This window comes from Kribbella sandramycini (genome assembly GCF_013131805.1).
Classification (GTDB): domain Bacteria; phylum Actinomycetota; class Actinomycetes; order Propionibacteriales; family Kribbellaceae; genus Kribbella; species Kribbella sandramycini.
In genome coordinates, this window is the sequence record NZ_JABJRC010000002.1 from 1,018,821 (window position 1) to 1,042,768 (window position 23,948).

20 protein-coding genes are annotated in these 23,948 nt (G+C 70.3%); 4 read left to right on the forward strand and 16 right to left on the reverse strand.

Going from position 1 to position 23,948, the window contains the following annotated elements; all coding sequences use genetic code 11:
- The first annotated feature begins 90 nt into the window (after positions 1–90).
- Positions 91–1,656 carry an adenylate/guanylate cyclase domain-containing protein gene (locus HPO96_RS12090; protein ID WP_171673448.1) on the forward strand — a complete coding sequence of 522 codons (1,566 nt, stop codon included), beginning with the start codon at positions 91–93 and terminating at the stop codon, positions 1,654–1,656.
- A 189-nt stretch (positions 1,657–1,845) separates the two neighbouring features.
- Here HPO96_RS12090 and HPO96_RS12095 read toward each other — a convergent pair whose 3' ends face one another.
- From HPO96_RS12095 to HPO96_RS12125, 7 genes are all read right to left on the reverse strand, one after another.
- Positions 1,846–2,574 (reverse strand): MerR family transcriptional regulator, encoded by a 729-nt coding sequence (locus HPO96_RS12095; RefSeq protein WP_171673449.1) that lies wholly within the window; start codon positions 2,572–2,574, stop codon positions 1,846–1,848.
- A 2-nt stretch (positions 2,575–2,576) separates the two neighbouring features.
- Complete coding sequence (locus tag HPO96_RS12100; protein WP_171673450.1) at positions 2,577–3,320, reverse strand: SDR family oxidoreductase; 744 nt, start codon at positions 3,318–3,320, stop codon at positions 2,577–2,579.
- Positions 3,321–3,329: 9 nt separating this feature from the next.
- Positions 3,330–4,121 (reverse strand): GNAT family N-acetyltransferase, encoded by a 792-nt coding sequence (locus tag HPO96_RS12105; RefSeq protein WP_171673451.1) that lies wholly within the window; start codon positions 4,119–4,121, stop codon positions 3,330–3,332.
- An 82-nt stretch (positions 4,122–4,203) separates the two neighbouring features.
- The gene (locus tag HPO96_RS12110; RefSeq protein WP_171673452.1) at positions 4,204–5,955 is read right to left on the reverse strand and encodes an HNH endonuclease signature motif containing protein; all 1,752 of its coding nucleotides are present in this window, start codon (positions 5,953–5,955) and stop codon (positions 4,204–4,206) included.
- Positions 5,956–6,028: 73 nt separating this feature from the next.
- On the reverse strand, positions 6,029–8,152 hold the full coding sequence (locus tag HPO96_RS12115; RefSeq protein ID WP_171673453.1) for a RecQ family ATP-dependent DNA helicase: 2,124 nt from the start codon (positions 8,150–8,152) through the stop codon (positions 6,029–6,031).
- Between the two features lie 63 nt (positions 8,153–8,215).
- Positions 8,216–8,695, reverse strand: coding sequence for a redox-sensitive transcriptional activator SoxR (gene soxR / locus HPO96_RS12120; RefSeq protein WP_171673454.1), 480 nt, complete (start codon positions 8,693–8,695; stop codon positions 8,216–8,218).
- 57 nt (positions 8,696–8,752) lie between these two features.
- Positions 8,753–10,036, reverse strand: coding sequence for an MFS transporter (locus HPO96_RS12125; RefSeq protein ID WP_171673455.1), 1,284 nt, complete (start codon positions 10,034–10,036; stop codon positions 8,753–8,755).
- Positions 10,037–10,106: 70 nt separating this feature from the next.
- On the opposite strand from HPO96_RS12125, the gene HPO96_RS12130 reads away from it, so the two are divergent.
- Complete coding sequence (locus HPO96_RS12130; RefSeq protein WP_171673456.1) at positions 10,107–11,093, forward strand: GlxA family transcriptional regulator; 987 nt, start codon at positions 10,107–10,109, stop codon at positions 11,091–11,093.
- Here the strand turns inward: HPO96_RS12130 and HPO96_RS12135 are convergent.
- From HPO96_RS12135 to HPO96_RS12145, 3 genes are read right to left on the reverse strand one after another with little or no spacing between them, the layout of a single operon-like run.
- Positions 11,090–12,217 (reverse strand): M24 family metallopeptidase, encoded by a 1,128-nt coding sequence (locus HPO96_RS12135; RefSeq protein ID WP_171673457.1) that lies wholly within the window; start codon positions 12,215–12,217, stop codon positions 11,090–11,092. The two genes, HPO96_RS12130 and HPO96_RS12135, sit on opposite strands and share 4 nt — an antisense overlap.
- Before the next feature lie 17 nt (positions 12,218–12,234).
- The gene (locus HPO96_RS12140; protein ID WP_171673458.1) at positions 12,235–14,100 is read right to left on the reverse strand and encodes a DUF2207 domain-containing protein; all 1,866 of its coding nucleotides are present in this window, start codon (positions 14,098–14,100) and stop codon (positions 12,235–12,237) included.
- Positions 14,101–14,133: 33 nt separating this feature from the next.
- Positions 14,134–16,023, reverse strand: coding sequence for a DUF2207 domain-containing protein (locus HPO96_RS12145; RefSeq protein ID WP_171673459.1), 1,890 nt, complete (start codon positions 16,021–16,023; stop codon positions 14,134–14,136).
- Between the two features lie 84 nt (positions 16,024–16,107).
- On the opposite strand from HPO96_RS12145, the gene HPO96_RS12150 reads away from it, so the two are divergent.
- Entirely contained in the window at positions 16,108–18,183 is a 2,076-nt protein-coding gene (locus HPO96_RS12150; protein WP_171673460.1) for an elongation factor G-like protein EF-G2, read from the forward strand.
- On the opposite strand, the gene HPO96_RS12155 is transcribed toward HPO96_RS12150, so the two are convergent.
- The 3 genes from HPO96_RS12155 to HPO96_RS12165 are packed head-to-tail and all read right to left on the reverse strand — an operon-like array spanning position 18,173 to position 20,744.
- Positions 18,173–19,432, reverse strand: a complete 1,260-nt coding sequence (locus HPO96_RS12155; RefSeq protein WP_171673461.1) for an ATP-binding protein — start codon at positions 19,430–19,432, stop codon at positions 18,173–18,175. The genes HPO96_RS12150 and HPO96_RS12155 overlap by 11 nt on opposite strands.
- Positions 19,429–20,304, reverse strand: a complete 876-nt coding sequence (locus HPO96_RS12160) for a tetratricopeptide repeat protein (protein ID WP_171673462.1) — start codon at positions 20,302–20,304, stop codon at positions 19,429–19,431. The genes HPO96_RS12155 and HPO96_RS12160 overlap by 4 nt, the downstream gene beginning before the upstream one ends.
- Positions 20,301–20,744 (reverse strand): hypothetical protein, encoded by a 444-nt coding sequence (locus HPO96_RS12165; RefSeq protein ID WP_171673463.1) that lies wholly within the window; start codon positions 20,742–20,744, stop codon positions 20,301–20,303. Before HPO96_RS12165 ends, HPO96_RS12160 begins: the two co-directional genes overlap by 4 nt.
- An 88-nt stretch (positions 20,745–20,832) precedes the next feature.
- On the opposite strand from HPO96_RS12165, the gene HPO96_RS12170 reads away from it, so the two are divergent.
- A complete protein-coding gene (locus HPO96_RS12170; RefSeq protein ID WP_171673464.1) occupies positions 20,833–21,240 on the forward strand; it encodes an HIT family protein in 408 nt (135 codons plus the stop codon).
- On the opposite strand, the gene HPO96_RS12175 is transcribed toward HPO96_RS12170, so the two are convergent.
- Genes HPO96_RS12175 through pgsA form a run of 3 tightly spaced genes read right to left on the reverse strand, consistent with a single transcriptional unit; the run spans position 21,237 to position 23,877 of the window.
- Positions 21,237–22,337 carry a glycosyltransferase gene (locus tag HPO96_RS12175; protein ID WP_171673465.1) on the reverse strand — a complete coding sequence of 367 codons (1,101 nt, stop codon included), beginning with the start codon at positions 22,335–22,337 and terminating at the stop codon, positions 21,237–21,239. The two genes, HPO96_RS12170 and HPO96_RS12175, sit on opposite strands and share 4 nt — an antisense overlap.
- A 10-nt stretch (positions 22,338–22,347) precedes the next feature.
- A complete protein-coding gene (locus HPO96_RS12180) occupies positions 22,348–23,217 on the reverse strand; it encodes a phosphatidylinositol mannoside acyltransferase (RefSeq protein ID WP_171673466.1) in 870 nt (289 codons plus the stop codon).
- 3 nt (positions 23,218–23,220) lie between these two features.
- Positions 23,221–23,877: a phosphatidylinositol phosphate synthase gene (pgsA, locus tag HPO96_RS12185; RefSeq protein ID WP_171673467.1), complete on the reverse strand. Its 657-nt coding sequence runs from the start codon at positions 23,875–23,877 to the stop codon at positions 23,221–23,223.
- Between the last annotated feature and the right edge of the window lie 71 nt (positions 23,878–23,948).

The following is a 23,948-nucleotide window of genomic DNA, read 5'->3' on the forward strand; positions in this document are numbered from 1 at the left end:
CCCGCACCACCGTGCCAAAACGCCGGGTTCAACCCAAGCTACGGCGGGGTGCGTTGCAGGAAGCTGCAAAGGTCGGAGCAGACTGTGACCATGACGACGCACGGTAGTCCCGAGCTCGTACTCGAACGGCGGCCGTTCGGGTCGTGGCTGCTCGGACCGGCCGATCAGAGCATCCGGCTGCTGCGCATCCGGCTCCAGGTGCTGCTGACGACGTTCTCGATCGGGACGAACCTGATCGGCGCAGCGGTGGTGTTCGTCCTCGCGGTGTTCGTACTGCCTGGGCCGCCGCTGACCGACGAGTTGCAGCGGGTCGAGGCGATCGGCGTCCCGGCGTACACGTTGTTCGCGGTGCTGGTGGGCTGCGTGTGGTGTACGCGGTCGACGTTGCGGCGGATCCAGTGGATCAACGAGGAGCGGCCGGCGACGCGGCGGGAGCAGATCACGACGCTGCGGCTGCCGTTGCGGCTGACGCTGATCGTGGTCGTGTTGTGGCTGGGGGCGCTGGTCGGGTTCACGGCGGTGACGCTGGTGCTGCAGCCGGAGAACGCGCTGCGGGTCGCGGTGACGATCTTCGACGGGATGATCGTGACGTGCGCTGTCTCCTACCTGCTCACCGAGTTCGCGTTGCGGCCGGTGGCGGCGCGGGCGCTGGCCGATTCGGCGCCGCCGCGGCGGTTGCTGGCGTTCGGGCTCAAGGCGCGGACGGTGCTGTTCTGGGCGGCCGGGTCGGCGACGCCGATCGCGGGGCTGATGCTGGCCGCGCTGCTGGCGCTGATCGACGGCGACGTCTCCGCGACGCGGCTGTCGGTGATGATCCTTGCGCTCGGCATCGTCGCTCTGGGCAACGGGTGGTTGCTGATCCTGCTCGCGGCCAAGTCGGTGGTCGCGCCGGTCCGCTCGGTGCGGAACGCGCTGACGCTGATCGAGCAGGGTGAGCACGACGTCCGCATCCCGGTCTTCGACGGGACCGAGCTCGGATCGCTGCAGGCCGGGTTCAACCGGATGGCGGCCGGACTCCGGGAGCGGGAGCGGATCCGCGACATCTTCGGCCGGTACGTCGGCCCGGACGTCGTCCGCGAGGCGCTCAGCACGGACCGGCTCGGCGGTGAGGAGCGCTTCGTCGCCGTCCTGTTCGTCGACCTCGTCGGCTCCACCAAACTCGCGGCCGAGCGCCCGCCGGCCGAGGTGGTCCAGCTGCTCAACCGCTTCTTCGCGATCGTCGTCGACGAGGTCGTTCGCGAGGGCGGCTTCGTGAACAAGTTCGCCGGCGACGCCTCGCTGGCCATCTTCGGCGCGCCCGCCGAACTCCCCGACCCCGCCGGCGCCGCCCTCCGCGCCGGCCGCGCCCTCACCCGCCGCCTCACCGAAGAACTCCCCCAAACCACCGCCGGTATCGGCATCACCGCAGGCATCGTCGTAGCCGGCACCGTCGGCGACGTCCGCCGGCACGAGTACACAGTCATCGGCGATCCCGTCAACGAAGCCGCCCGCCTCTCCGAACTCGCCAAATCCACCCCCCACCACTTAGTAGCCTCCATGACCACCGTCGCCGAAGCCTCCCCCACCGAATCCCCCCACTGGCACCCCGGCGACCTGATCACCGTCCGAGGCCGCTCAGAGCCGACCCAACTAGCCGTCCCCACCTCCCCAACCTGACCCCAGCCCACGCCCGGGCTACCACCGTCCACCCGGCGGAGATGCAACTGCCTGCGCACACCAGTCGCCCGGGGCGGCCGGCCACTTCGCCATGCCCACCTGGCCGGCGGCGGCAGGAAGTGGTTCCTGCCTGGTGCGTGTAGCTGGTGGTGGGGTGGGTGGCGGGCGCGGGTGGCGTGGGTTGGGTTGTCAGGGGGTGGGCGGGGGTGGGGTGGGGGGTTCTTGTTGTTGGATTAGGTGGTGGAGGAGGCCGGCGCCGTGGAGCATGGCTTTGGTTTGGTGGTCGTGGGCTGAGCGGCGTTCGGCGATGGCGGCTCGGAGGGCTTCGGTGCTGCCGGTTTGGCGGAGGCCTTCGAGGACTGGGCGGATCTGGTCGAAGGAGTAGCGGCCTTGGCGGAGCATGTGGATGATGCGGGCGTCGCGGATCTGTTCGGGTTCGTAGCGGCGGTATTTGGTGATGCGTTCGCGGGTGGGGGCGAGCAGTCCGGCGGCTTCCCAGACGCGGAGGGCTGAGGTGCGGACGCCGAGGCGGTGGGCGAGTTCGCCGACGAGCAGGGCTGGGCCGGCGGGGATCGGTTCGTCCTGGAATTCGGCGGCTGCGGCGCCCAGGGCTTCGCTGGCGGCGTCGGTGGCGAGGCGTTGTTCGTAGAGGTTGGCGTGGGCTTGGTCGATCAGGCGGTACGCGCGGGCTTCGTCGCCGGCGTGGACGGCCTGCATCAGGTAGCGGGCGGTTTCGGCGCCGAAACCTGGGGCGAGGGCCCGGTAGGTCAGCAGTGCCGTCAGGTGGGCTTCGCCGTACTGGCGGTAGCCGCTGTCGGTGCGGGGCGCGGGTGGCAGGATGCCGTCCGCTTCGTAGTTGCGGACGAGTTGGGTGGAGATCCCGGCTCGCCGCGCCAGGTCGACCGGCCGCAGGCCCATGGTTATCGCCCGCCGGAGACGTCCATCGTGGTGCCGGTCATGTACGACGACCGGTCGGAGGCGAGGAACGCGATCACCTCGGCCACCTCCTCCGGCTGCCCCGGCCGGCCGAGCGGCGGCGTCGTGCCGAGCCGGTCCAGCCGGCCGGCCTCGTGGATGTCGGTCTCGATCAAACCAGGCCGGACGCCGAGCACCCGGATGCCCTCGTTCGCGACCTCGTTCGCCAGCCCGACAGTGAGCGCGTCGACGGCGGCCTTGCTGGCGGCGTAGTCGACGTACTCGCCCGCCGACCCGAGGACGGCGGCACGCGACGACACGTTCACGATCACCCCACCGCCGTGGCCGTACTTCGTCGACATCCGCCGGACCGCGGCCCCCGCGACCAGAAACGCGCTGACCGCATTCACCCGAAAGACCCGGTCGATCCGTGCCGCGTCGTACTCGTCCACCCGACCCGACGGCGAAACGACACCCGCATTGTTGATCACGGCCCCGATCGGCCCGAGCCCGTCGGTCACCGCGTCAAAGAGCCGCTCGACGTCCGCAGCCTCAACCACATCCGCCTGGACGGCGAGCGCCCGGCGACCCAGCGCCGTACAGGCAGCCACCACCCGGGACGCTTCGTCGTCACGGCTCAGGTATCCGACGCCGACATCCCAGCCGTCCTTCGCCAGCGCAACCGACGCAGCCGCGCCGATCCCGCGGCCCCCACCGGTCACCAGGACGACTCCACGCGACTCCGTCATGCCCATACCTTAGGAGGCAGGCGGGATCGAGACCCCCAGCTGGGTCTCCGCGTCCCGGAACCCGAGCGCCCGATAGATCCGGATCGCCAAGTACTCCGGATCGGCGACCATCACCAGCGTCGTCGCCCCGCCCTCGCCCAGCCCGTACGTCGACGCCCAGTGCACCAGCGTGCTCGCGATCCCCTGGTTGCGGTCGTCCGGATGCGTCTGCACGTTCTGGAACCGCGCCAGCCCGTGTCCGTCGAACATCAACCCCAGCGAAGCCTGCAGCCGATCCCCGTCGAACGCCCCGAACCACTTCCCGTGCCCCGCCTCGACCAGCAACCGCTCGTTGGCCACCTTCCGCCGCGCGAACTCCCGGTACCCGTCGTCCACCGTCATCTCCGCCGTGGCCAGCGTCAGCTCCAGCACCTGCGCCCAGTCGTCCCCCTCGACGAACCGGTACGTCGATGTCGTGTTCGGCCGGGCCGGCGCGACGACGCTCTCGGTCGCCATCACCACACTCGGCTCCACCTGCACCCCGGCCGCCGCCAGCTCGTCGTCCGCCCCGACCAGGCCGTCGACCGTGTCGATGCCGAAGGCAACATGCTCCGCGCCGGGGAACTCGCGCGCGAAATCCGCCAGCCGCCGCTCCAGGTCACCCGGCCCGAACGCCGTCCGGTAGATCAGGTAGTTCCCCCACCAGAACGTCGGGTTGGCCGGCGTCCGCACGACCAGATACTCCCCCGCATCTGTCACCACGCTCCCCCCGAGCGTCAGCAACAGCACGTCCGTCCGATATCCCAGACTCCGCAGCTCCACCCGCCAATCTTCCACTGAACGTCAAGCGGGTTTGGAGCAGCGGCTGACGGCGCGCTTCGGCAGGGCCGGACGGTCGGCCCGCTCAGTAGGGAGGCGGCCGGTCCGGTAGGAGATGGGCCGGTAGGAGATGGGCCGGTGGGTCTGACGTCGGCCACAGTGGTTTGGATGGTTCGGAGTACGCGGCCACGGGACCGCGGGCGGGTGGGACAGTGGTGTAGCGGTGACCGGTGGGAGTCGCCAAGGTGACGGACCCATCGGGATGATTGGTGGTGATCCAACCCCACTGCGGGGTGTCCTTGATGACGTGGTGGTACCCGCAGAACGGTGCGAGGCCGGCCAGACTGGTCCGCCCGGAGACGGCGAAGGGGGTACCGTGATCGCGGTCGCATTCGCGAGATGCGCGATTGCAGCCGGGCCAGGCGCAGACAGGATGCCTGGCGAGGAGGGTCTCGCTGACCAGCGCGCCCGGGTCGTGCCGGGTGGTCGATGCTTCGAGGACCGTGCCGTTCATCGGATCGGTCAGGAGCCGGCGCCACGTGCCGTCGGCTGCGATCCGCCGACCGAGGTCTGCCGGGATCGGTCCATAACCGGACAGCTCGCAGGGGTCGTCGTCCAGCCCGAGCAGCGTACTCGCTGGGATCACGACCTCGATGTGTGGTCTGCGACGGTGCTTGTCGGGCAATCGGCGGCCGAGCCAGTCCAGTCCGTTCGACAGGATCTGGCCGAACACGTCCGCGACGACATCCGCGCGGCGCTGCTCCGCCGTCCGCTTCTCCGGCCGTTCCCCGACGGCAGACGCATCGTTGCTGGTCTTGGCCGGGGCCGGGGCGACGGTCTTGTCGGGGGTCTTGGCGGGGGTCGTCGTGGGCCGGGTCCGGTCGCGCTTGGCCAGGTCGGACATCGCTTGGACGGCGACCCACATCTGCTGGATCTTGTCGGCGGTATGAACGACCCAGAGGCCGGCCATACCGTCGGCGAGCGGCACGATCTTGCAGGTACGTTCCTGCACTGCGGCGCGATGGCTGTCGGCCTCGGCCACGGAGGCGCGCTTGGCTACCTGGCCGCGGAGGGACTTGCGCAGGTTGGCGTGGGTCTGGTGCGCAGCGCGGCGCAGGACGTGGGACTCGACGGCCTGTGCGTCCTCATCGGACAGCCCTTGGGTGCTTTCCGAGATCGCCAGGGCCTTCGACCAGGTCAGCGCTCCGGTACGGACCGCCGTGAAGGTTGCGGCCAGCGGGCCGGTGACACGCAGCGCGGTCTCCATGTGGCGAACTGACGTGTTGGTCGACAGATGCAGGGCGGCGCCGACCTCGGCGGCCCAGGAGCGCTCCGGATCCACTGGCCGGCCGGAGGAGTCGACCACGACCGGGCGCGGCGACTCGGCGGCCTGGGCTTTGCGCTGGCGATAGAACGTGGCCATCCCGGCGGCCTTCATCGCTGCGGCCCAGGCGGCGAGGCGCTCGGCGGCCTTCATGAACTCGATCAGAGCCATCGGGGAAAGATGCTGCGGGCGCACGCTCTCCAGGGCCGCGGCCAGCTCACCACCCGGCGGCAGGAAGACCCAGGGCGGCGCCTCGCGGCGGAGCATTTCGCGCTCTGCCTCGTCCTGCTCGACGCCGTCCCACAGCGCCCACTCCAGCTCGTCGACCTTGGACGGCTGTGGGAGGTCGTCGTACAGATCGCTCTCGTCGAGGAACCTCGCCTCCTCGGGGTCGGCGAGGAGGTACTGGTCGAACACGTCGTCGGAGACGGCAGCGTCGTCCGGCCAGGACCGCGAGACGGCGTACTCATCAGGTGAGCAGCCGTTCTCCAGATAGCCCAGGCTCGAGGTCATGGCTCATATTAGAACACTTGTTCGAGTCCGCAAAATCGGCATCCCCCCTGCACATCTCGACCTGCCGGTGGGCTCAGGGGCGTTTGTGCAGGAGCATCGGGAGGACGGCGGCGGCGCCGGCTTCGCGGAGTTTGGCGGCGGCGACCGTGACCGGCCATTGCGATGAACTGGCGTCGACGAGGAGCAGGACCGTCCGGGCTGTGATGGCTTGGGCGGTCTCCGGCTGGATGGTGAGACCGTCGCGCCAGATGCGGGCCTCTTCGGCGGAGGAGAGGTCATCGGTGAAGGCCGAGCGATCGACGGGGATGGTCGCGTGATCGAGGCGGCCGACCAAGGCGACGTGCGCGGCGACGGCGGTCAGGACGTCGGCGTGGCCGGCGGCAGGCAACGGGATGATGATCTCCGGCCGGCTCGACCATGAGGTGCGCCAGCGCGACAGGGCCGCGACGGCAGCGGACTGCAGCGCTTCGACCGATTCGGAGGCCGGGCTGCCGCCGGCGAAGGCGTCGGCGAGCACTTCGCGCCATTCGGGCGCGTCGGCGTAGATGAGGCTGCGGCCCGGCTCGGCCATCAGCCCGGCCGGGATCTTTCCTTTGGCGCCGAACGCTCCGCCCGGCCACATCTTCCGCGGCTCCAGCGTGTGCACCTCGCCGCGGAGCAGCCGGGTGATCGCCGCCCGCGTGTCCGGCGACGGCGCCGCGGTCAACGGCGCGGGCAGCGCGCCCAGGCAGACCGAGCAGCGGCCGCAGGGCTCCGCGGACGGATCGTCGAGCGACTCCTGGAGCAGTTGCATCAGGCAACTTTCGCCGCGGGTGTAGGCGCGCATGATGTCGGCCTCGCGGCGCCGGACGGCGACGATCCCGTCGTAGTGCGCGGCATCGAACGTCCAGTCCTTGCCGGTGCGGACCCAGCCGCGCTCGACTCGCTCGACCGCGCCGTCGACCGAGAGCTGTTTGAGCATCAGCTCGACCCGCGTCCGCCGAAGCCCGGTCTCGGCCTCTAGCGCCGGCGCGGTGGCGGGCTGGTCCGGACCGTAGCCGTCGAGAGCGCGCAGCAGCCGGTTCACGTTCTCCGGGACGGGGATGGTCGCGGTGGCGAAGTAGTCCCAGATCCCCGAATCCGCATCCGAGGGCAGCAGCGCCACGACCGCGTGATCGATGCCGCGCCCGGCGCGGCCGACTTGCTGGTAGTAGGAGACCGGTGACGGCGGCGAGCCGACGTGGACGACGAAGCCGAGATCCGGTTTGTCGTAGCCCATGCCGAGCGCGGACGTCGCGATCAGCGCCTTCAGCCGGTTCTCCCGCAGGGCGTCTTCGAGGCTTTCGCGCTCGCCCGCCTCCAGCCCGCCGGTGTACGCCGCGACCGGCACGTCGCGGCCGTGGATCTCCTGGATCGTGGCGGCCAGGCGCTGCGCGTCGGCGACCGTCAGCGTGTAGACGATGCCCGACCCGGGCAGCTGGGGCAGGTGGTCGACGACCCAGGCGAACCGGTCGAGCGGCGACAGCGCGTTCACCACAGCGAGCTGCAGACTCGATCGGGCCAGCGGGCCGCGCAGTACGAGCGTCGACTCACCGAGCTGCCGCGCGACGTCGTCGGTCACACGTGCGTTGGCCGTCGCGGTTGTCGCGAGCACCGGTGTCTTCGGGTTCAGCGTCTGCAGCACGTCGGAGACCCGGCGGTAGTCGGGGCGGAAGTCGTGACCCCAGTCGGAGACCGCATGCGCCTCGTCGATCACCAGCAGCCCGACCTGGCCGGCCAGCCCGTCGAGCACGCGGCGCCCGAAGCCTGGGTTGGCCAGCCGCTCCGGCGAGACGAGCAGGACGTCGATCGCGCCTGAGCGCAGGTCGTGTTCGATACTCGACCACTCGTCGACGTTGTTCGAGTTCAAGGTGGCGGCGCGCAGACCGGCCCGCCCGGCCGCGCCGACCTGGTCGCGCATCAGCGACAGCAGCGGCGAGACCACCAGCGTCGGCCCGGCGCCTTCGGCGCGCCGGATCGCCGTCGCGGCCCAGTAGACGGCCGACTTGCCCCAGCCGGTCGCCTGGACGACGAGCACCCGCGCGGCCGCCTCGCACAGCGCCGCGACCGCGGTCTCCTGATCGGCCCGCAACCGCGCGCTCTCCCCCGCGATCGCCTGGATCACGCCGCCCGCGATCCCCGCGCGAGCCTCGGTCAGAGTCAAGGTGCTGTCAGCCATGTCCCCGACCCTAGACGCCGCCACCCCCAACCCGCAGGCCGCCACCGCCGACCTGTGGACAACTCACGCGCACTGCCCGGGATGGCAGGGTTCGCCATCGGGTGTGACGAGGCGTTGCGGCCCCGGGCCCTTCGCGCCCAGGGCGTCGTACGGGTTGGCGAGCGCACAGCGATCGAGGGACAGGCAGCCGCAGCCGACGCAGTCCTTGAAGTCGTCGCGGAGTTGTTCGAGGTGCAGGATGCGCCGGTCGAGCTCGGCCTGCCAGCACTCCGAGATCCGCTCCCAGTCCTGCCGGGTCGGCGTCCGGTTGTCCGGCAGCAGGGCCAGGATCGCTGCGACGTCGGCGAGTGGGATGCCGACGCGCTGGGCGATCCGGATCAGGGCCACCCGGCGCAGGGTGTCGCGTTTGTAGCGGCGCTGGTTGCCGCCCGTCCGCCGGCTGACGATCAGCTGCTGCCGTTCGTAGAAGTGCAGCGCGGAGATCGCCACTCCGCTGCGCTGTGCCAGCTGACCTACTGTCAGCTCACCCGGCTCGATGTCCACGGCTCCGCCCTCCGACCTCAACCTAGATCGAGGCTAGCGGACGGCGGCGCCGCTGGGTCAGGCTGCGTCCGATGCGACCAGACGCCGTCCGATACTCGCCGACATCAGCGCCGCTGCGGCGCATAGACCGCCGGCCAGGTACCAGGCGAGGTTGTAGCTGCCCTGGACGTCGCGGATCGCACCTGCTCCCGTGGCGGCCAGCGCGGCGCCGATCTGGTGCGAGGCGAACACCCAGCCGAACACGATCGGCCCGTCCACACCGAACCACTCCCGGCACAGTGCGACGGTCGGCGGCACGGTGGCGACCCAGTCCAGCCCGTAGAAGATGATGAAGACCCAGATGCTCGGCTGTGCCGACGGACCGAGCAGCGACGGCAGTACCAGCAGGGAGAGCCCGCGCAGCGAGTAGTAGGCGATCAGCAGGTACCGCGGGTCCCAGCGGTCGGTCAGCCAGCCAGAGATGATCGTTCCGCCGACGTCGAAGACTCCGACGAGTGCCAGCAGCGATGCGGCCGTGGTGACCGGCATGCCGTGGTCGTGGGCCGCGGTGACAAAGTGGGTGCCGATCAGCCCGTTGGTGGAGGCGCCGCAGATAGCGAACCCGCCGGCCAGCATCCAGAACGCCGGACGCCGAGACGCCGTCCGCAGCGCAGTCAGCGCCCGCAGCGCGCTACTGCCGGTGGCCTCGACCCGCTGCCCGGCCAGACTGCCCTCCGGTGCCCCGTACGCGCGCAGCCCGACGTCACTGGGGTAGTCGCGCAAGAAGATGAGCACCAGCGGTACGACGGCCAGCGCGGAACCGGCCGCAACCAGCGCCGGGACGCGCCAGCCGTAGTTGGCTGCCAGGGCCGCGATCAGCGGCAGGAAGATGAGCTGACCGGTCGCACCGGCCGCAGTAAGGATTCCAGTGACCAGTCCGCGCCGTTCGACGAACCAGCGGCCGGTGATGGTGGCGACGAAGGTCATCGACATCGAGCCGGTCCCGATGCCGACCAGCAGACCCCAGGTCAGCAGCAGCTGCCAGGACGCGTTCATGAAGACAGTGAGCCCGCTGCCGAGCGCGATCAGCACCAACGCGCCGCTGACCACGCGGCGCAGGCCGAGCCGGTCCATCAGCGCGGCGGCGAACGGTGAGATCAGGCCGTAGAGGAGGAGGTTGATCGACACCGCGGCCGAGATGGTCGCGTGCGACCAGCCGAACTCGTCGTGGAGCGGGTCGAGCAGCACGCCGGGCACGGACCGGAAGCCGGCCGCTCCGATCAGTGTCACGAACCCGACAGCGGCGACGGCCCAGGCCAGATGCACCCGAGCCGCCTTCTTCGTCCCAAGAATCTGCGTCACCGGACCACTTTGCGATCAACAGGCGCACAGAACCAGTGGCCGGAATGCCATCATGTGGCAAGATATGGCCATGCCCAGCCGCCATCTGGCCCCAGTCGGCCCGCACCAGGTCGCCGTCCTGGTGCTCGAGCCGGTCGTCGGCTTCGACCTGACCATCCCCTCGACGGTCCTCGGCGCCGCGACGCGGGCCGACGGCACACCGCTGTACGAGGTCCGGATCTGCGGGATCGATCGCGCACCGGTCCGGGTCAGCCACGGCTTCACTCTGGTCCCCGACCACGGCACCGAGATCCTGGCCGAGGCCGACACGGTCATCATCCCGGGCACCTACCTGCCGGAGCCGCGCAACGACCGCACGTTGCCGCCGGCGGTGGCCGACGCGCTGGCAACGCTCCGGCCGGGGACCCGGATCGCCTCGATCTGCACTGGCGCTTTCGTCCTCGCGGCGGCCGGTCTGCTCAACGGCCGGCCTGTGACGACGCACTGGAAGCGAGCTGAGCTGTTCCGCGGCCTCTACCCGCAGGTCGAGCTGCAGGAGGAGCGCTTGTTCATCGACGACGGCGACATCATCACCTCGGCCGGTCTGGCGGCCGGCGTCGATCTGTGCCTGCATCTCATTCGCCGCGATTTCGGCAGTGAGATCGCCAACCGGGCCGCTCGGGCCTGTGTGGTGCCGCCGTGGCGCGATGGCGGCCAGTCGCAGTTCATCGAGCACAAGATCCCGGATGAGGGCAGTGACGGGACCGCACCGACCCGGGCGTGGGCGCTGGAGCACCTGGCTGAGGAGCTGAGCTTGCAGTGCCTGGCTGAGCGGGCCCGGATGAGTGTGCGGACCTTCAGTCGCCGCTTCAAGGCTGAGACCGGCCAGTCCCCCGGCACCTGGCTGCTGCAGCAGCGCGTCCGGCACGCCTGCCATCTGTTGGAGACGACCGACCTGTCTGTCGACCGGGTGGCCGAAGCGGCCGGGCTCGGTACGGCGGCGTCGCTGCGGCACCACCTGCGTTCCGAGCTCGGTGTGTCGCCCCTGGCCTACCGCAAGACGTTCCGCGCCAGTTAGAGCACGACCAGCTCGTGCGGCCGCTGGTTCATCGACTCCACGCCGTCCGCGGTGACCACGACGATGTCCTCGATCCGCGCACCCCAGCGACCGGTTTGGTAGATGCCTGGCTCGACGCTGAACGCCATCCCCGGCTCCAGTGTCAGTGCGTTGCCGGCCACGATGTACGGCTCTTCGTGCACGTCCAGCCCGATGCCGTGCCCGGTGCGATGAATGAAGTACGCGCCGAACCCGGCGTCCGCAATCACGTCCCGCGCGGCCGCGTCGATGGACTCCGCGGTCGCACCGGGCCGGACGGCGGCGACTGCAGCCTGCTGCGCTTCCTGAAGGACGGCGTACGTCGTGGCGGCGTCAGCATCGCGTGGTGCGCCGACGGCGTACGTGCGGGTGGAGTCCGAGCAGTAGCCCTCGGGCACCGGCCCGCCGATGTCGACGACCACCACGTCACCGGACTCGATGACCCGGTCGGACAGCGCATGATGCGGGCTGGCCCCGTTCGGTCCGCTGGCGACGATGACGAAGTCCGCGAGCGTATGTCCCTCCTCGACGATCGCCGCCGCGATGTCAGCGCCCACCTCGGCCTCTGTCCGTCCCGGCCGCAGCCACTCGTGGACGCGCGCATGGACGCGATCGATCGCAGCACCGGCCGTGCGCAGCGCATCGATCTCGGCCGCGTCCTTACGCATCCGCAGCTCCCGCACGATCGGACCGGCCAGCACCTGCTCTGCCTTCGGCAACGCGTCCCGCAGGCCCAGCACGTGCAGCGCGGGCGTGAAGTCGCTGACGGCGATCTGCGCGGCCGGCCCGACCCGCCCGGCCGCCAGCGCGTACGCGTCGTCACCGTCCACCCAGGTCACGACGTCCACGCCCAACTCGTCCAGCGCGACTCCGGCGAACCCGGGCGCTTCCATCTTCGGTACGACGAGTGCCGGCGCGCCCTCGGCCGGAATCACCAGCGTGGTCAGCCGCTCGAACGACCCGCCGCCGATACCGATCAGATACCGCAGGTCCGACCCAGGTGCGATCAGCAGCCCAGTGCCACCAGCTGCGGCGCGTGCGCGCTCCAACCGGGCTCGCAGGACAGCTGCGTCAGGGATCAGACCAAGCGGCGCACGACTCGACATACCGCGACTATAGGCAGCTACCAGGAGCCGCCGCCTCCCCCACCGCCGCCACCGCCGGACGAGCTGCTGCTGGAGAAGCCGGACGACGACCCGCCGCCGTCGCCACCGGACGTCGACGGGCTCGGCGGCTCGCTGAACGTGCTGGTGACGTTGCTGGCCAGTTGGCTCGCGGTGAAGCCGGAGTCGTAGTACGCCGGACCGACGTACCAGGCCGGCTCTGGTGTCAGCCGACCGGCGGCGACGAGCTGCTTGCAGAGCTGCTGCCAGCGGTCGGCGATGCCGAAGACGATCGCCCACGGGAGGTACTTGCTGAAGATGTCCTCGCCGTCCTCGAACTTCAGCTGGTCGGCCTCGGCCGTGGTCAGGTAGGTCCGGAAGCCAACCAACTGGTCGGTTACCGCGCGCCCGGCCGCGCTGCGCTGACCGCGGCGATGCGTGCCGATCCACGTGCTGAACAGCGTGACCACCGCGATCGTCGGGACGGCGACTGCGAGCGCGGTCCCGACCCAGGCCGGCAGGCCCGACTTGATCGCGACCACGATCAGGATGATCGCCCCGATCAGCCCGAAGAAGCCCGCGAACAGCCAGAACACCAGCGCGCCGTCGCCACTGGACGCCGGTGCCGGCATCCGCGTGTACCAGCCGCGCTCCTCGACCTGTTTGCGCAGCGCGTCGAGCGTGCCGCTGGCGGCCGTCGACAGAGAGTTGTCGCCGGGCGCGCGGCGTTCGAGTTTGGCTTCTTTACCGACCTTGAGCGAGGGGAACAGTCCTTTGAGCAGCCGGCGTTCGTGGGCGGTGGTCGCGAGGTCGGGGTCGACCAGGACAGCCTTGCGGTACTTGCCGGTGTTGTCGATCCGCAGGACGCCGCGGACCGCCAGGTCGATCAGCGTCGCCGCGATCTCGGTCGCATCAGCCCGGGAGTCGATCAGCAGCCCACCCTCGGCGACCGGAATCCTCGGCGGCGCGAACGCGACCGGAAGCTGCTCGGCCGTCAGCGTGTCCTTCGCGACGGCGGCCCCCTCGGGCGGCATCGTCCCGGGCGGACCGGCGAACCGCAGGTCGCGTCCGCCGAACCGCTGGTAAAGCTTGCGCGCGACGATCGCCAAAGCCGTGATCAGCCCCGCGACGAGCACCCCGGGCAAGTTCAAACCATTGCGTGCCAGGAAACCCGGCGGATCCACCAGGATCGGCCGATCGTTGCTCACGGCACCGGCTGGGATCGCGGCGACCACCGTCATCTGCTCGCCCCGCCCGACCCCGGACTCGGCAAAGACCCCACGCCCGCCAACCACCTGAGCCGTCGCACACACCTGGGTCGAGCCACGAGGCCCGGTCAGGCATCGCACCCGCTGCACCCCACCTGGCACAGTCACCCCGACGTCGACCTGCTGCAACGACGCGTCCCAGTCCCCACCGGTCGCATCCCAATACAGCTCGCTGCGGTCGTCGAAGTGCCGCAGCGCGCCGCGGACGTCGTACGTGATCACGTACGTCGCGTCCCGCCCGGAGACCGTCTCGTCGGAGGAGCCGATCTTGATCCGCAGCACCCGCTCCCGCCCGTTGCGCGACTTCGTGGTGGACGTCGTGAACGCGGACGGCGCGGTCGACGACACCGTGATGTTCGAGACGTCGTACTGCTGGTCGAACTCACGGTCGTCGACGTACGGCTCGCGGACGATCAGGTCGCGGTAGATCCCGTGCCGGTCGTCGTCGCCGAAGTGGTAGTCGATCGTCTCCTTGACCTGCAGGACGCCGTCGGCCGTGACGGTGTAGTCGATCGCCAGCCGCTTGACCCAGTCGCCGGGCGCCGCCGCGGCCGGTTGGGACAGTCCGACCAGCAGCACGGCCAGTGCGCCGACGAACACCCCGAGTGCTCTTCGCATGACCGCGACGCTATCGACCCCGGGGTTCGCGCCCTACCAGGACCCGCCGCCACCGCCTCCACCACCGCCGCCGGACGAACCGCCGCTGAACCCCGACGAGCTACCGCCACCGCCGCCGCTGCTGGACGGCGTGGGGGGCGGCTGGAAGGTCTGAGCGACGGTGTGGCTCACGTCGTTCGCGCTCCAGCCGGAGTGGTAGTACGACGGGCCGACGTACCAGTACGGGTCCGGAGTGAGCTGGCCGGCGTCGACGAGCCGCTGACAGACTTTCTGCCACCGGTCGGCCAGGTCGAACGCGATGGCCCAGGGCAGGTACTTGCTGAAGATGTCCTCGCCCTCCTCGAAGCGCAGCTGCTCCGCCTCGGCGGTGGCCAGGTACTTGCGGAACCCGATCACCTGGTCGGCCACGGCCCGCCCGGCGCCGGTCTTCTGCCCGCGGCTGCGGACCCGCATCCAGGTGCTGACGGCAATGATCACCGCGATCACCGGTACGGCGACGACCAGGGCCCGGCCGAGCCCGCCGGTGGACGCTGCGGTCGCCGTTCCGGCAATGCCGGCGCCGAACACCCAGATCGCGATCATCCCGCCGCAGGCGCACCCGGTGCCGGACTTGAACACCGAGCCGCCCTTCGTGCCGATCCAGCGCGGCAGCCGCACGTACCACTGCCGCTCGTCAACCTGCTTGCGCAGCGCGTCCCACATGGCGATGGCCGCGTTCAGCATCGAACTGTCGCCGACCGGACGCCGTTCGAGCGTGATGGCCGCACCAGGCGTCAGCCCCGGGAAGATGCCCTGCAGCAACGCCTGCTCGTGCGGAGCGGTCGCGACGCGGCCGTCGAGCAGAACGGCCCGCTGGGCGCCGCCGTCGTTCTCGATCCGGACGCCGCCGCGCACGGCCATGTCGATCAGCGTCGCGGCGACCTCGGTCGTGTTGGCCTTGCTGTCGATCAGCAGCCCGGCCTCGGCCACCGGGATGTTCGGCGGCGCGAAGGCGACCGGGATCTGGTCGTCGTCCAGCTCGTTCTTCACCTCGGAACCGGCAATGCCACTGGGCGGGAACGTGCCCGGCGGCAGCTCGGCGAAGCGTTTGTCCTTGTTCCCGGTCGCGGCGTAGACGAACGCGATCACCAGCGCGACCAGGCTGACCAGACCGGAGCCGATGAGCGCGGGAAGGTTGATCCCGGCGCGCTCTTTCCAGTCCGGTGCGTCGACGACGATCGGCCGGTCGTTCTGCACGGCGCCGACGGTGATCGCGGCCACGATCGTCAGCTCATGGCCCCGCGGGAGGTTCGCGGCGCGGAACACCGCCTTACCGCCGGTCAGCGAGCTCACACACGGACTGGTCGAGCCCTTCGCGCCCTGGAAGCAGGTGACCTTCTGCACCCCTTGCGGGACGGTGACGTTGACCGTGGTCTGGGTGATCGGCGCATCCCAGGCAGCGCCGGTCGCGTCCCAGTACAGCTCGCTGTGGTCGTCGAAATGCCGCAGCACACCCCGCAGGTCGTAGCTGATCACGTACGTCGCCTCGACACCGGGAACCGTCTTGTCCTCGTCGCCGATCTTGATTCGGATCGACTGATTGCGGTCGGCGTTCTCCTTGGTCGTCGTCTCCTCGAAGGTGTCCGGCGCACCCGACGGGCTGTCGACCTTGATGTTCGAGACCTCGTACTTCTGGTCCTTGGCATCATCGTCGACCCACGGCTCCCGCGTGATCAGGTCGCGGTAGATGCCGCGCCTGCCGGTGCTGCCGAAGTGGTAGGCGATGGTCTCCTTGACGTGGACGACGCCGTCCGCGCCGACCGTCGCGTCGATCGTGAAGCTGCGTACCTCGTCACCGGGCGCGGCCGCCGCGGGCACGCTGAAACCAGCGAGCGCGAGTATGCCGACGAGCGTGGCGATGACGACCCCGAGTGCCTTTCGCATGCGCGGACCCTATCGAATCGCCGTTCCACGGCCCTTGTGCGAAGTGGCCGTTAGGGGAATCGTGGGTTGCCCAGGAGGTACGTCATGGCAGACAGGACGAACACTTCCCCGGGCGCCGGAGCCGCCCCCAGTGTGGACAGCCCGGCCGCCCTTCGCAACGTGGTGCTCGTCGGCCCGTCCGGCGCCGGCAAGACCACTCTCGTCGAGGCCCTGCTGGTGGCCGCCGGCGTCCTGTCCAGACCCGGCACCGTCCTGGACGGAACGACGGTCTGCGACTACGACGACGCCGAGGTCCGGCAGCAGCGGTCGGTCGGGCTCGCGCTGGCCTCGCTGCCGTACGACGGCATCAAGGTGAATCTGATCGACACGCCCGGGTACGTGGACTTCGTCGGTGAGCTGCGCGCCGGGCTGCGGGCCGCGGACTGCGCGCTGTTCGTGATCGCGGCCAACGAGGGTGTCGACGAGCCGACCAAGGCGCTGTGGCACGAGTGCGACGAGGTCGGGATGCCGCGGGCGGTCGTGATCACCAAACTCGACCACGCCCGGGCCAACTACGACAACGCGCTGGCCGCGGCGCAGTCCGCGTTCGGCGACAAGGTGCTGCCGCTCTATCTGCCGACCGGCGCCGGGCTGGTCGGGCTGATCTCGAACAACACCGCCGAGACCGAAGAGCTCCGCGGCTCGCTGATCGAAGGCATCATCGAGGAGTCCGAGGACGAGTCGCTGATGGAGCGCTACCTCGGCGGCGAGCAGCTGGACCGCGACGTGTTGATCGACGATCTCGAACGGGCGGTCGCCCGTGGATCGTTCTTCCCGGTGATCCCGGTCTGCAGCGCGTCCGGGCTCGGCACGCACGAGCTGCTGGAGGTCGCGACGAGCGGCTTCCCGTCGCCGCCGGAGCATCGGCTGCCGGAGGTGTTCACGCCGCACGGCGTCCCGCGGAAGGGCCTGGGCTGTGATCCCGGCGGCCCATTGCTCGCCGAGGTGGTGAAGACGACCTCGGACCCGTACGTCGGCAGGGTGAGCCTGGTGCGGGTGTTCTCCGGCACCATCAGGCCCGACACGACAGTTCACGTGTCGGGCCATTTCACGTCCTTCTTCGGCACGCAGAACTCCCATCAGGACCACGACGAGGACGAGCGGATCGGCACGCTGTCGTTCCCGCAGGGCAAGACCCAGCGCCCGGCCGGGACGGTGATCGCGGGCGACCTGTGCGCGATCGGGCGGCTCACCCGCGCCGAGACCGGGGACACGCTGTCCGACAAGGCCGACCCGCTGCTGCTGAAGCCGTGGACGATGCCCGAGCCGTTGCTGCCGATCGCGATCCAGGCCCGGGCCAAGACCGACGAGGACAAACTCGGCGCCGGCCTGCAACGGCTCGCCGCCGAGGACCCAACGCTGCGCATCGAGCAGAACCCGGAGACCCACCAGATCGTGTTGTGGTGCATGGGCGAGGCGCACGCGGACGTCGTCCTCGAAGCGCTGTCCGGCCGGTACGGCGTCAGCGTCGACCCGGTCGAGCTGCGGGTGCCGCTGCGCGAGACCTTCGGCGGTAAGGCCAAGGGTCACGGGCGGCACGTGAAGCAGTCCGGCGGGCACGGTCAGTACGCCGTCTGCGATATCGAGGTGGAGCCGTTACCGCAGGGCGCGGAGTTCGAGTTCGTCGACAAGGTGGTCGGCGGCGCGGTGCCGCGGCAGTTCATCCCGAGTGTCGAGAAGGGCGTGCGGGCGCAGATGGAGAAGGGCTGCGCGGCCGGGTTCCCGATGGTGAACATCCGGGTCACGCTGCTCGACGGCAAGGCGCACAGCGTCGACTCGTCGGACATGGCCTTCCAGATGGCCGGCGGGCTGGCGTTGCGGGAGGCCGCCGCGGCGACCAAGGTCAGTCTGCTCGAGCCGGTCGATCTGGTCTCGGTGCTGGTGCCGGACGAACTGGTCGGCACAGTGATGAGCGACCTGTCCGGGCGCCGGGGCAAGCTGCTGGGCACCGACAAGGTCGGTGACGACCGGACGCTGGTGAAGGCCGAGGTGCCGCAGGTGGAGATCACCCGCTACACGATCGACCTCCGGTCGCTGTCACACGGTTCGGCGTCGTTCAGCCGCAGCTTCGCCCGCTACGAACCCATGCCGGATGCGGCCGCGGCCAAGCTCAAGACTTAGCGTCGCGGTTCAGGCGGCGTCGCACGTCCCGGGATTTGAGGTACGTCGCGACGTCGTCGTACCGCTCGCTCTGGTTGGCGAACTCGATGTACGAGCGGACGCGGTGCAGCCACTCCAGCGTGGACGGTTTCACCGTGGTGATCGCGTCGGCGAGGTGCTGCATGCCCAGGGGCGGTTCGCCGCCGCCGGCCAGCGCCTCGTCGATGACGCGGTCGACGCCGCGCTCGATCAGCGCGCGCAGGTCCGCGCCGCTGAACATCGGGGTCTGCGCGGCGAGCGCCTTGAGGTCGAGCCCGGCCGCCGGGACGTCCTTGGTCAGGACGGTCAGGATGTCGTTGCGGGCCGGCTCGTCGGGTGGTGGGACGAAGATGACCCGGTCGAACCGGCCGGGCCGCAGCATCGCCTCGTCGACGTCCCAGGGCGCGTTGGTCGCGGCGAGCACGAGCAGGCCGTCGTTCTCGGAGCCGATCGCATCCAGCTCCTGGAGCAGGACGTCGACCAGCCGGCGGGCTTCGGAGCCGCCGTGCTTGTGCCGGGCGAAGGCCAGCGCGTCGAGCTCGTCGAGGAACAGCACGCACGGCGCGTTGGCGCGCGCGCGCTCGAAGGCGGCGTGCAGGTTGCGCTCGGAGACGCCGAGGTACGGGTCCATCACGTCTTCGATGCGGACGTTGACGAACGGCAGGCCGCACTCCCCCGCGGTTGCCCGTGCGAGCAGCGTCTTGCCGCAGCCGGGCGGCCCGTAGAGCAACACCCCGCCGCCGGATTTCCGCCCGTACTTCGCGTACAGGTCGGGGCGGCTGAGCGGCAGGATGACGAGCCGGTGGATGACCTTCTTGATCTCCTCCATCCCGCCGACCTGGTCGAAGGTCGTGGTCTCCTTCGCGGTGTCGAGCTCGAACGGCGTCTCCGCCTCGGGCCCGACCTTGACCTTCACGCCGCTGCGCTCGGTGATCATCTCGTCGACCAGCTGCTGCAGGCGGCCGGTGCCCTCGACGACGCCTTTCTGCCGGGCGGTCTCGAGCAGGCTGCGCACGAGCGCGAGCCGGCCGTTCTTCGCGGCCAGCTCACCGACCGGCACGAGCTGGTCGTCGGGCAGGCCGTCCTTGTCGAGGAGGACGACGTACTGGTCGAGCGCTGCTTCGGACTGATCGGCCGCGGCGAGCGACTCGGCCAGCAGGAGCCGGAGCATGACGTCGTCCGGGCTCGCCTCGACGGCTTTGCGCAGGGCGCCGATCCGGTCGGTGCTCATGCGCCCCACCCTCGGTTGATCCAGCGGCGCAGCAAGGCCGGCACCACCCAGGAGTAGATACAGAACGCGAGCCAGGCCATCGCCACCGCGAACGACAGCGGGGCCAGCCCGGCGGCGCGCAGTCCGTAGATGACGGCGACGGCGGCGATCCAGACGACCAGCGGGTTGAACCGCTGGAACGGGCGCAGCGGGATCAGCAGCGGGTGGTTGGCCAGTTTCGCCTCGCGGGCGGCTGCATGCAGGTCGCGGTCTCCGGGCTGGGCGGCGGCCGCAGAGGCGAGCGAGTCGTAGCCGGAGCGGGAGTCGCCGGTGAGCATGGACGCCGTGCCGTGCAGGGCGCGGGCATGCGGATCCTCGGGGTCGTGGGACAGCGCTTCGGTGCTGTGCCGGCGCATGTCCTGGTCCTTGCCGAGGGCGAACGCGACCTCCGCGCGGGCCGCCGAGACGACCGCGCTCTCCGGCGCCTGCGACGCGGCCCGCTCGACGAGCGCGCTCGCCTTCTCCGGCTGGCCCGCGGTCAGGCAGACCCGCGCGTAGCCGATCAGCAGATCAGGGTCGTTCGGATCGAGGCTCAGGCCTTGCAGGAAGACCGCCTCGGCCTCGGGCAGCCGGCCCTCGGCGCGCAGCGCGGAGCCGAGCACCTGGAGCAGCGGCAGGAACGGGCCGTGCTGCGCGAGCCCGTCCTTGAGGACGTCGACGGCTTCGGCGTTGCGATCGAGCTGGTGCAGCGCGGCGCCGCGGAACAGGTAGGCGCGGAAGTCGACCGCCGCGTCGCCCCACAGCCCTTGCAGCTCGTCGAGCGTGCGCTCGGGGTGGCCGATCTGCAGCCAGTGCCCGGCCATTTGCAGCCGCGCCTCGGTCGGCTCGTTCACAAGCTCACCACCAGACGGAGAAGGAGGTAGTCGACGATGATCCCGCTGAACGTCAGCAACAGACCGACCATCCACAGCGACGCGTACTCGACGCCACGCAACTGGAACGCCCGGTCCATCTGCCGCTGCAACCGCATCTGCACCAGGCAGGCGACGACAGCGACGGCCCGCACGATCACCCGCAGCCCGGAGTTCGGCTCGTCGAACGGCAGGAACGCGAACAGCGCGATCACGACTGCCAGCCCGGCCACGCCGGTCAGCACAATCAGCCGCCGCTTGCCCGCATCGACGCCGAGCCGGCGGCTGTTCACCCACGCCACGACCGTGACCGCGATGACTCCACCGAAGAAGGCGACGTACGCCTGCGACATCAGCCGCCACGGCCGCACCTTCATATCCACACCCGCGCCGATCGACGGGCGCAGCAGATCGTCCGACATCGGTCTCCTCGGCAAGCGGTAGTGCAGTCGCGCGCAGTGTACAGCGGGGGTGGACCGGCACCGGGGCGCGAGTCGATAGCCTGACGGCATGAGTGAGAACTGCCTTTTCTGCGGGATCGTGGCCGGAAACATCCCGTCGACCCAGGTCGGCGAGAACGAGCGGGCGATCGCGTTCATGGATATCGCGCCCGCGACGCCCGGGCATCTGCTGGTGATCCCGCGCGCGCACTCGGCCGACCTGCGCGAGACCGCGCCGGAGGACCTGACCGCGGTGACGCTGCTGGCGCAGTCGCTGATCAGCCGGGTGATCGAGCGGCTGGACGGCGCGACCGGCGCCAACCTGCTCAGCTGCATCGGCCCGGACGCGTGGCAGACCGTGTTTCACACCCACCTGCATGTCATCCCGCGCTACCCCAACGACCCGCTCCAGTTGCCGTGGCAGCCGCACTCGGGTGACCTGGATGCGATCCGTGCGGTGGGCGAGCAGCTCAGCTAACGGCGGGCGACGAGTTCGTAGACGGCGAGCAGCTCAGGGAGCAGAACCGACCAGTCGTAGCGCTGGACGGCGCTCAGACCGGCCGACCGGAGTCGTTCGCGCTCTTCAGGGGCGTCGAGCAGTTTCAGGACCCGGTCGGTGAGGACGGCGGTGTCGCCGGGCTCGAAGAGGTCGCCGAGGCGGCCGCCTTCGAGCACTTGCTGGAAGGCGGGCAGGTCGCTGGCCAGGACGGGCGCGCCGGCGGCCATCGCCTCCAGCAAGACGATGCCGAAGCTCTCGCCGCCCAGGTGCGGGGCGATGTACAGGTCGGAGCCGGCGAGCATGTCGGCGCGGGCCTCGTCGTCCACCATCCCGAGGAACAGCACGTTGTCGCGGCACCAGAACGGCACTGACTGCCACGCCTCGTCGGCCTGCCCGGCACCCGCGACGAGCACCTTCAGCCCCGGCCGCGCCGTGACCAGCGCAGGCACCGCCTTCAACAGGACGCCGAGGCCCTTACGCGGCTCATCGAGCCGGCCCAGGAAACTGATCGTGCCCTCCGCGCCGAGCCATTCGGCGCGCGGGCTGCCCTTGAACCGCGAGGTGTAGAGCCCGTTCGGGATCACGACGGCCTCGCCGCCGATGTGCTGGACCATCATCGAGCGCGCGTTCTCCGACACCGCGATCCGGGCGTCGATCTTCTCCAGCGCGGGCCGCAGCAGGCTCGACGCCGCGCTCATCGCCCGCGACCGCACCTGCCAGGTGTGGAACGTCGCGACGAACGGGCCGTCGGCCGCCCAGAGCGCGATGATCGACGCACTCGGCGTCGTCGGCTCGTGGACATGGACGACGTCGAAGTCGCCGTCGGCCAGCCAGCTCTTCACGCGGGCCGCCGTCCGCGGCCCGAAGGTCACCCGCGCCACCGAGCCGTTGTACGGGACGCCGACCGCCCGCCCCGACGAGACGACGTACGGCGGAACGGCGTCGCTGTCGTCGACCGGAGCGAGGACGGACACGTCGTGGCCGACGCCGATCAGCGCCTCGGCCAGGTCGCGAACATGGTTCTGCACGCCGCCGGGCATCCCCAGCGAGTACGGGCACACCACTCCGATCCTCACCAGACGATTGTCACCCGGGCAGGAAAATCCGCTGCAGCATGTGCCAATCCGCAGGATGCGCGGCGATGCCGACGGCGTACGCGTCGGCGCAGCGCTGGGTCATCGCGGCCGCTCCGCCGTCCGGTTCGACGACGTCGTGGAAGGTGATCACCAGCTCCGGGCCGTCGTAGTGCAGGGTCGCCGGGATCAGCGGCGCGCCCGTCTTGAGACTCAGCGCGGCCGGGCCGACCGGCATCCGCGACGGCTGCCCGAAGAACGTCACCGGGACGCCGCGCTCGGACAGGTCGCGATCGGCGACCAAACAGACGAACTGCCCGGCCCGCAACTGGTCGGCCAGGACGCCGGTGACGTCGTGGTCACTGCCGGTCAGCGGCAGCACCTCCATGCCCAGCTGCTTGCGGTAGGCAATGAATCGGTCGAACAGCGACTCGGGTTTCAGGCGCTCGGCAACCGTCCAGACCGGCATCCCGGTCCGGCCGGCCCAGGCGCCGGCGTGGTCGTAGTTCGCCAGGTGCGGCAGCGCGCAGATCACGCCGCGGCCGGCGGCGTACGCATCGCGGAGCAGCTTCTCGTTGACCGTGCGGACCCGGCCGACGATCTGCTCGTCGGTCCAGTCCGGCAGCCGGAAGGCCTCTTGCCAGTACCGCAGGTACGACCGCATCCCCGCCTGGGTCAGCGCGTCGAGCTCGGCCGGGCTCGCCGCCGGCCGGACGACGGACAGGTTGCTCCGCAGCCGTTGGACGCCGCGCCCGTTGGCCCGGTAGGTGCGATCCGCCATCCGCTGGAACAGCCAGGTGACGGTCCGCTCCGGGAGCCGGCGGACGAGCGTCCACGCCAGCGCGAAGCCGAGGTCGACGGCGCGCTGGCGCAAGGACTCCACGACTCAGCTCTTCGGGTCGGGCGGGGGCGTGTCGAGCCCGGCGTTCGCCGGGTCGGCCAGCACCTGCTTGCGCACCGACAGCGTGCGCTGGAAGACCGTGATCGTGCTCGCGACCGCGAGGTACCAGATCACGATGTGCAGCAGGATCGGCAGGTTGAACAGGTCCGAGAAGAAGGCGACCACGAGGATCAGCACCAGCCGGTCGGCGCGCTCGGCCAGGCCGCCGCTCGCCTTCAGCCCGAGGCTCTCGGCCTTGGCCCGCGCGTACGACGTGACCGCGCCCATCACCAGCGCCCACAGCGTCACCGACGCCATCAGCGTCGAGTCGCCGGCCTTGGAGTTGGCGTAGAACAGCACCAGCGCGCCGAAGATCGCGCCGTCGCCGATCCGGTCCAGGGTGGAGTCCAGGTAGGAGCCCCATTTCGACGACGTCCCCGACGTGCGGGCCATGTAGCCGTCGATCAGGTCGGAGAAGACGAAACAGGTGATCACCAGCGCGCCGATCCACAGCTGGCCGCGCGGGAAGAAGATCAACGCCCCGGCCGACACCCCGAGGGTGCCGACCAGCGTGACCATGTCGGCGCTCACGCCGAGCTTCAGCAGGAGGTTGGCGATCGGCGAGATCACCAAGGTCCAGAAATGCCGGAATCTGTTAAGCATGGCGTCGGAGATCGTAGTCGACCGAAATCACCATCGGGTGACAGCCACCCTGCAAGAGGTGATCCTGGACT

Coding starts and splice junctions, on each gene's coding strand:
- HPO96_RS12140 (WP_171673458.1), bottom strand. CDS start 14,100: ATGCGAAGAGCACTCGGGGTGTTCGTCGGCGCACTGGCCGTGCTGCTG.
- HPO96_RS12130 (WP_171673456.1), top strand. CDS start 10,107: ATGCCCAGCCGCCATCTGGCCCCAGTCGGCCCGCACCAGGTCGCCGTC.
- HPO96_RS12100 (WP_171673450.1), bottom strand. CDS start 3,320: ATGACGGAGTCGCGTGGAGTCGTCCTGGTGACCGGTGGGGGCCGCGGG.
- HPO96_RS12110 (WP_171673452.1), bottom strand. CDS start 5,955: ATGACCTCGAGCCTGGGCTATCTGGAGAACGGCTGCTCACCTGATGAG.
- HPO96_RS12165 (WP_171673463.1), bottom strand. CDS start 20,744: ATGTCGGACGATCTGCTGCGCCCGTCGATCGGCGCGGGTGTGGATATG.
- HPO96_RS12095 (WP_171673449.1), bottom strand. CDS start 2,574: ATGGGCCTGCGGCCGGTCGACCTGGCGCGGCGAGCCGGGATCTCCACC.
- HPO96_RS12155 (WP_171673461.1), bottom strand. CDS start 19,432: ATGAGCACCGACCGGATCGGCGCCCTGCGCAAAGCCGTCGAGGCGAGC.
- pgsA (WP_171673467.1), bottom strand. CDS start 23,877: ATGCTTAACAGATTCCGGCATTTCTGGACCTTGGTGATCTCGCCGATC.
- HPO96_RS12150 (WP_171673460.1), top strand. CDS start 16,108: ATGGCAGACAGGACGAACACTTCCCCGGGCGCCGGAGCCGCCCCCAGT.
- HPO96_RS12135 (WP_171673457.1), bottom strand. CDS start 12,217: ATGTCGAGTCGTGCGCCGCTTGGTCTGATCCCTGACGCAGCTGTCCTG.
- HPO96_RS12170 (WP_171673464.1), top strand. CDS start 20,833: ATGAGTGAGAACTGCCTTTTCTGCGGGATCGTGGCCGGAAACATCCCG.
- HPO96_RS12115 (WP_171673453.1), bottom strand. CDS start 8,152: ATGGCTGACAGCACCTTGACTCTGACCGAGGCTCGCGCGGGGATCGCG.
- HPO96_RS12145 (WP_171673459.1), bottom strand. CDS start 16,023: ATGCGAAAGGCACTCGGGGTCGTCATCGCCACGCTCGTCGGCATACTC.
- HPO96_RS12090 (WP_171673448.1), top strand. CDS start 91: ATGACGACGCACGGTAGTCCCGAGCTCGTACTCGAACGGCGGCCGTTC.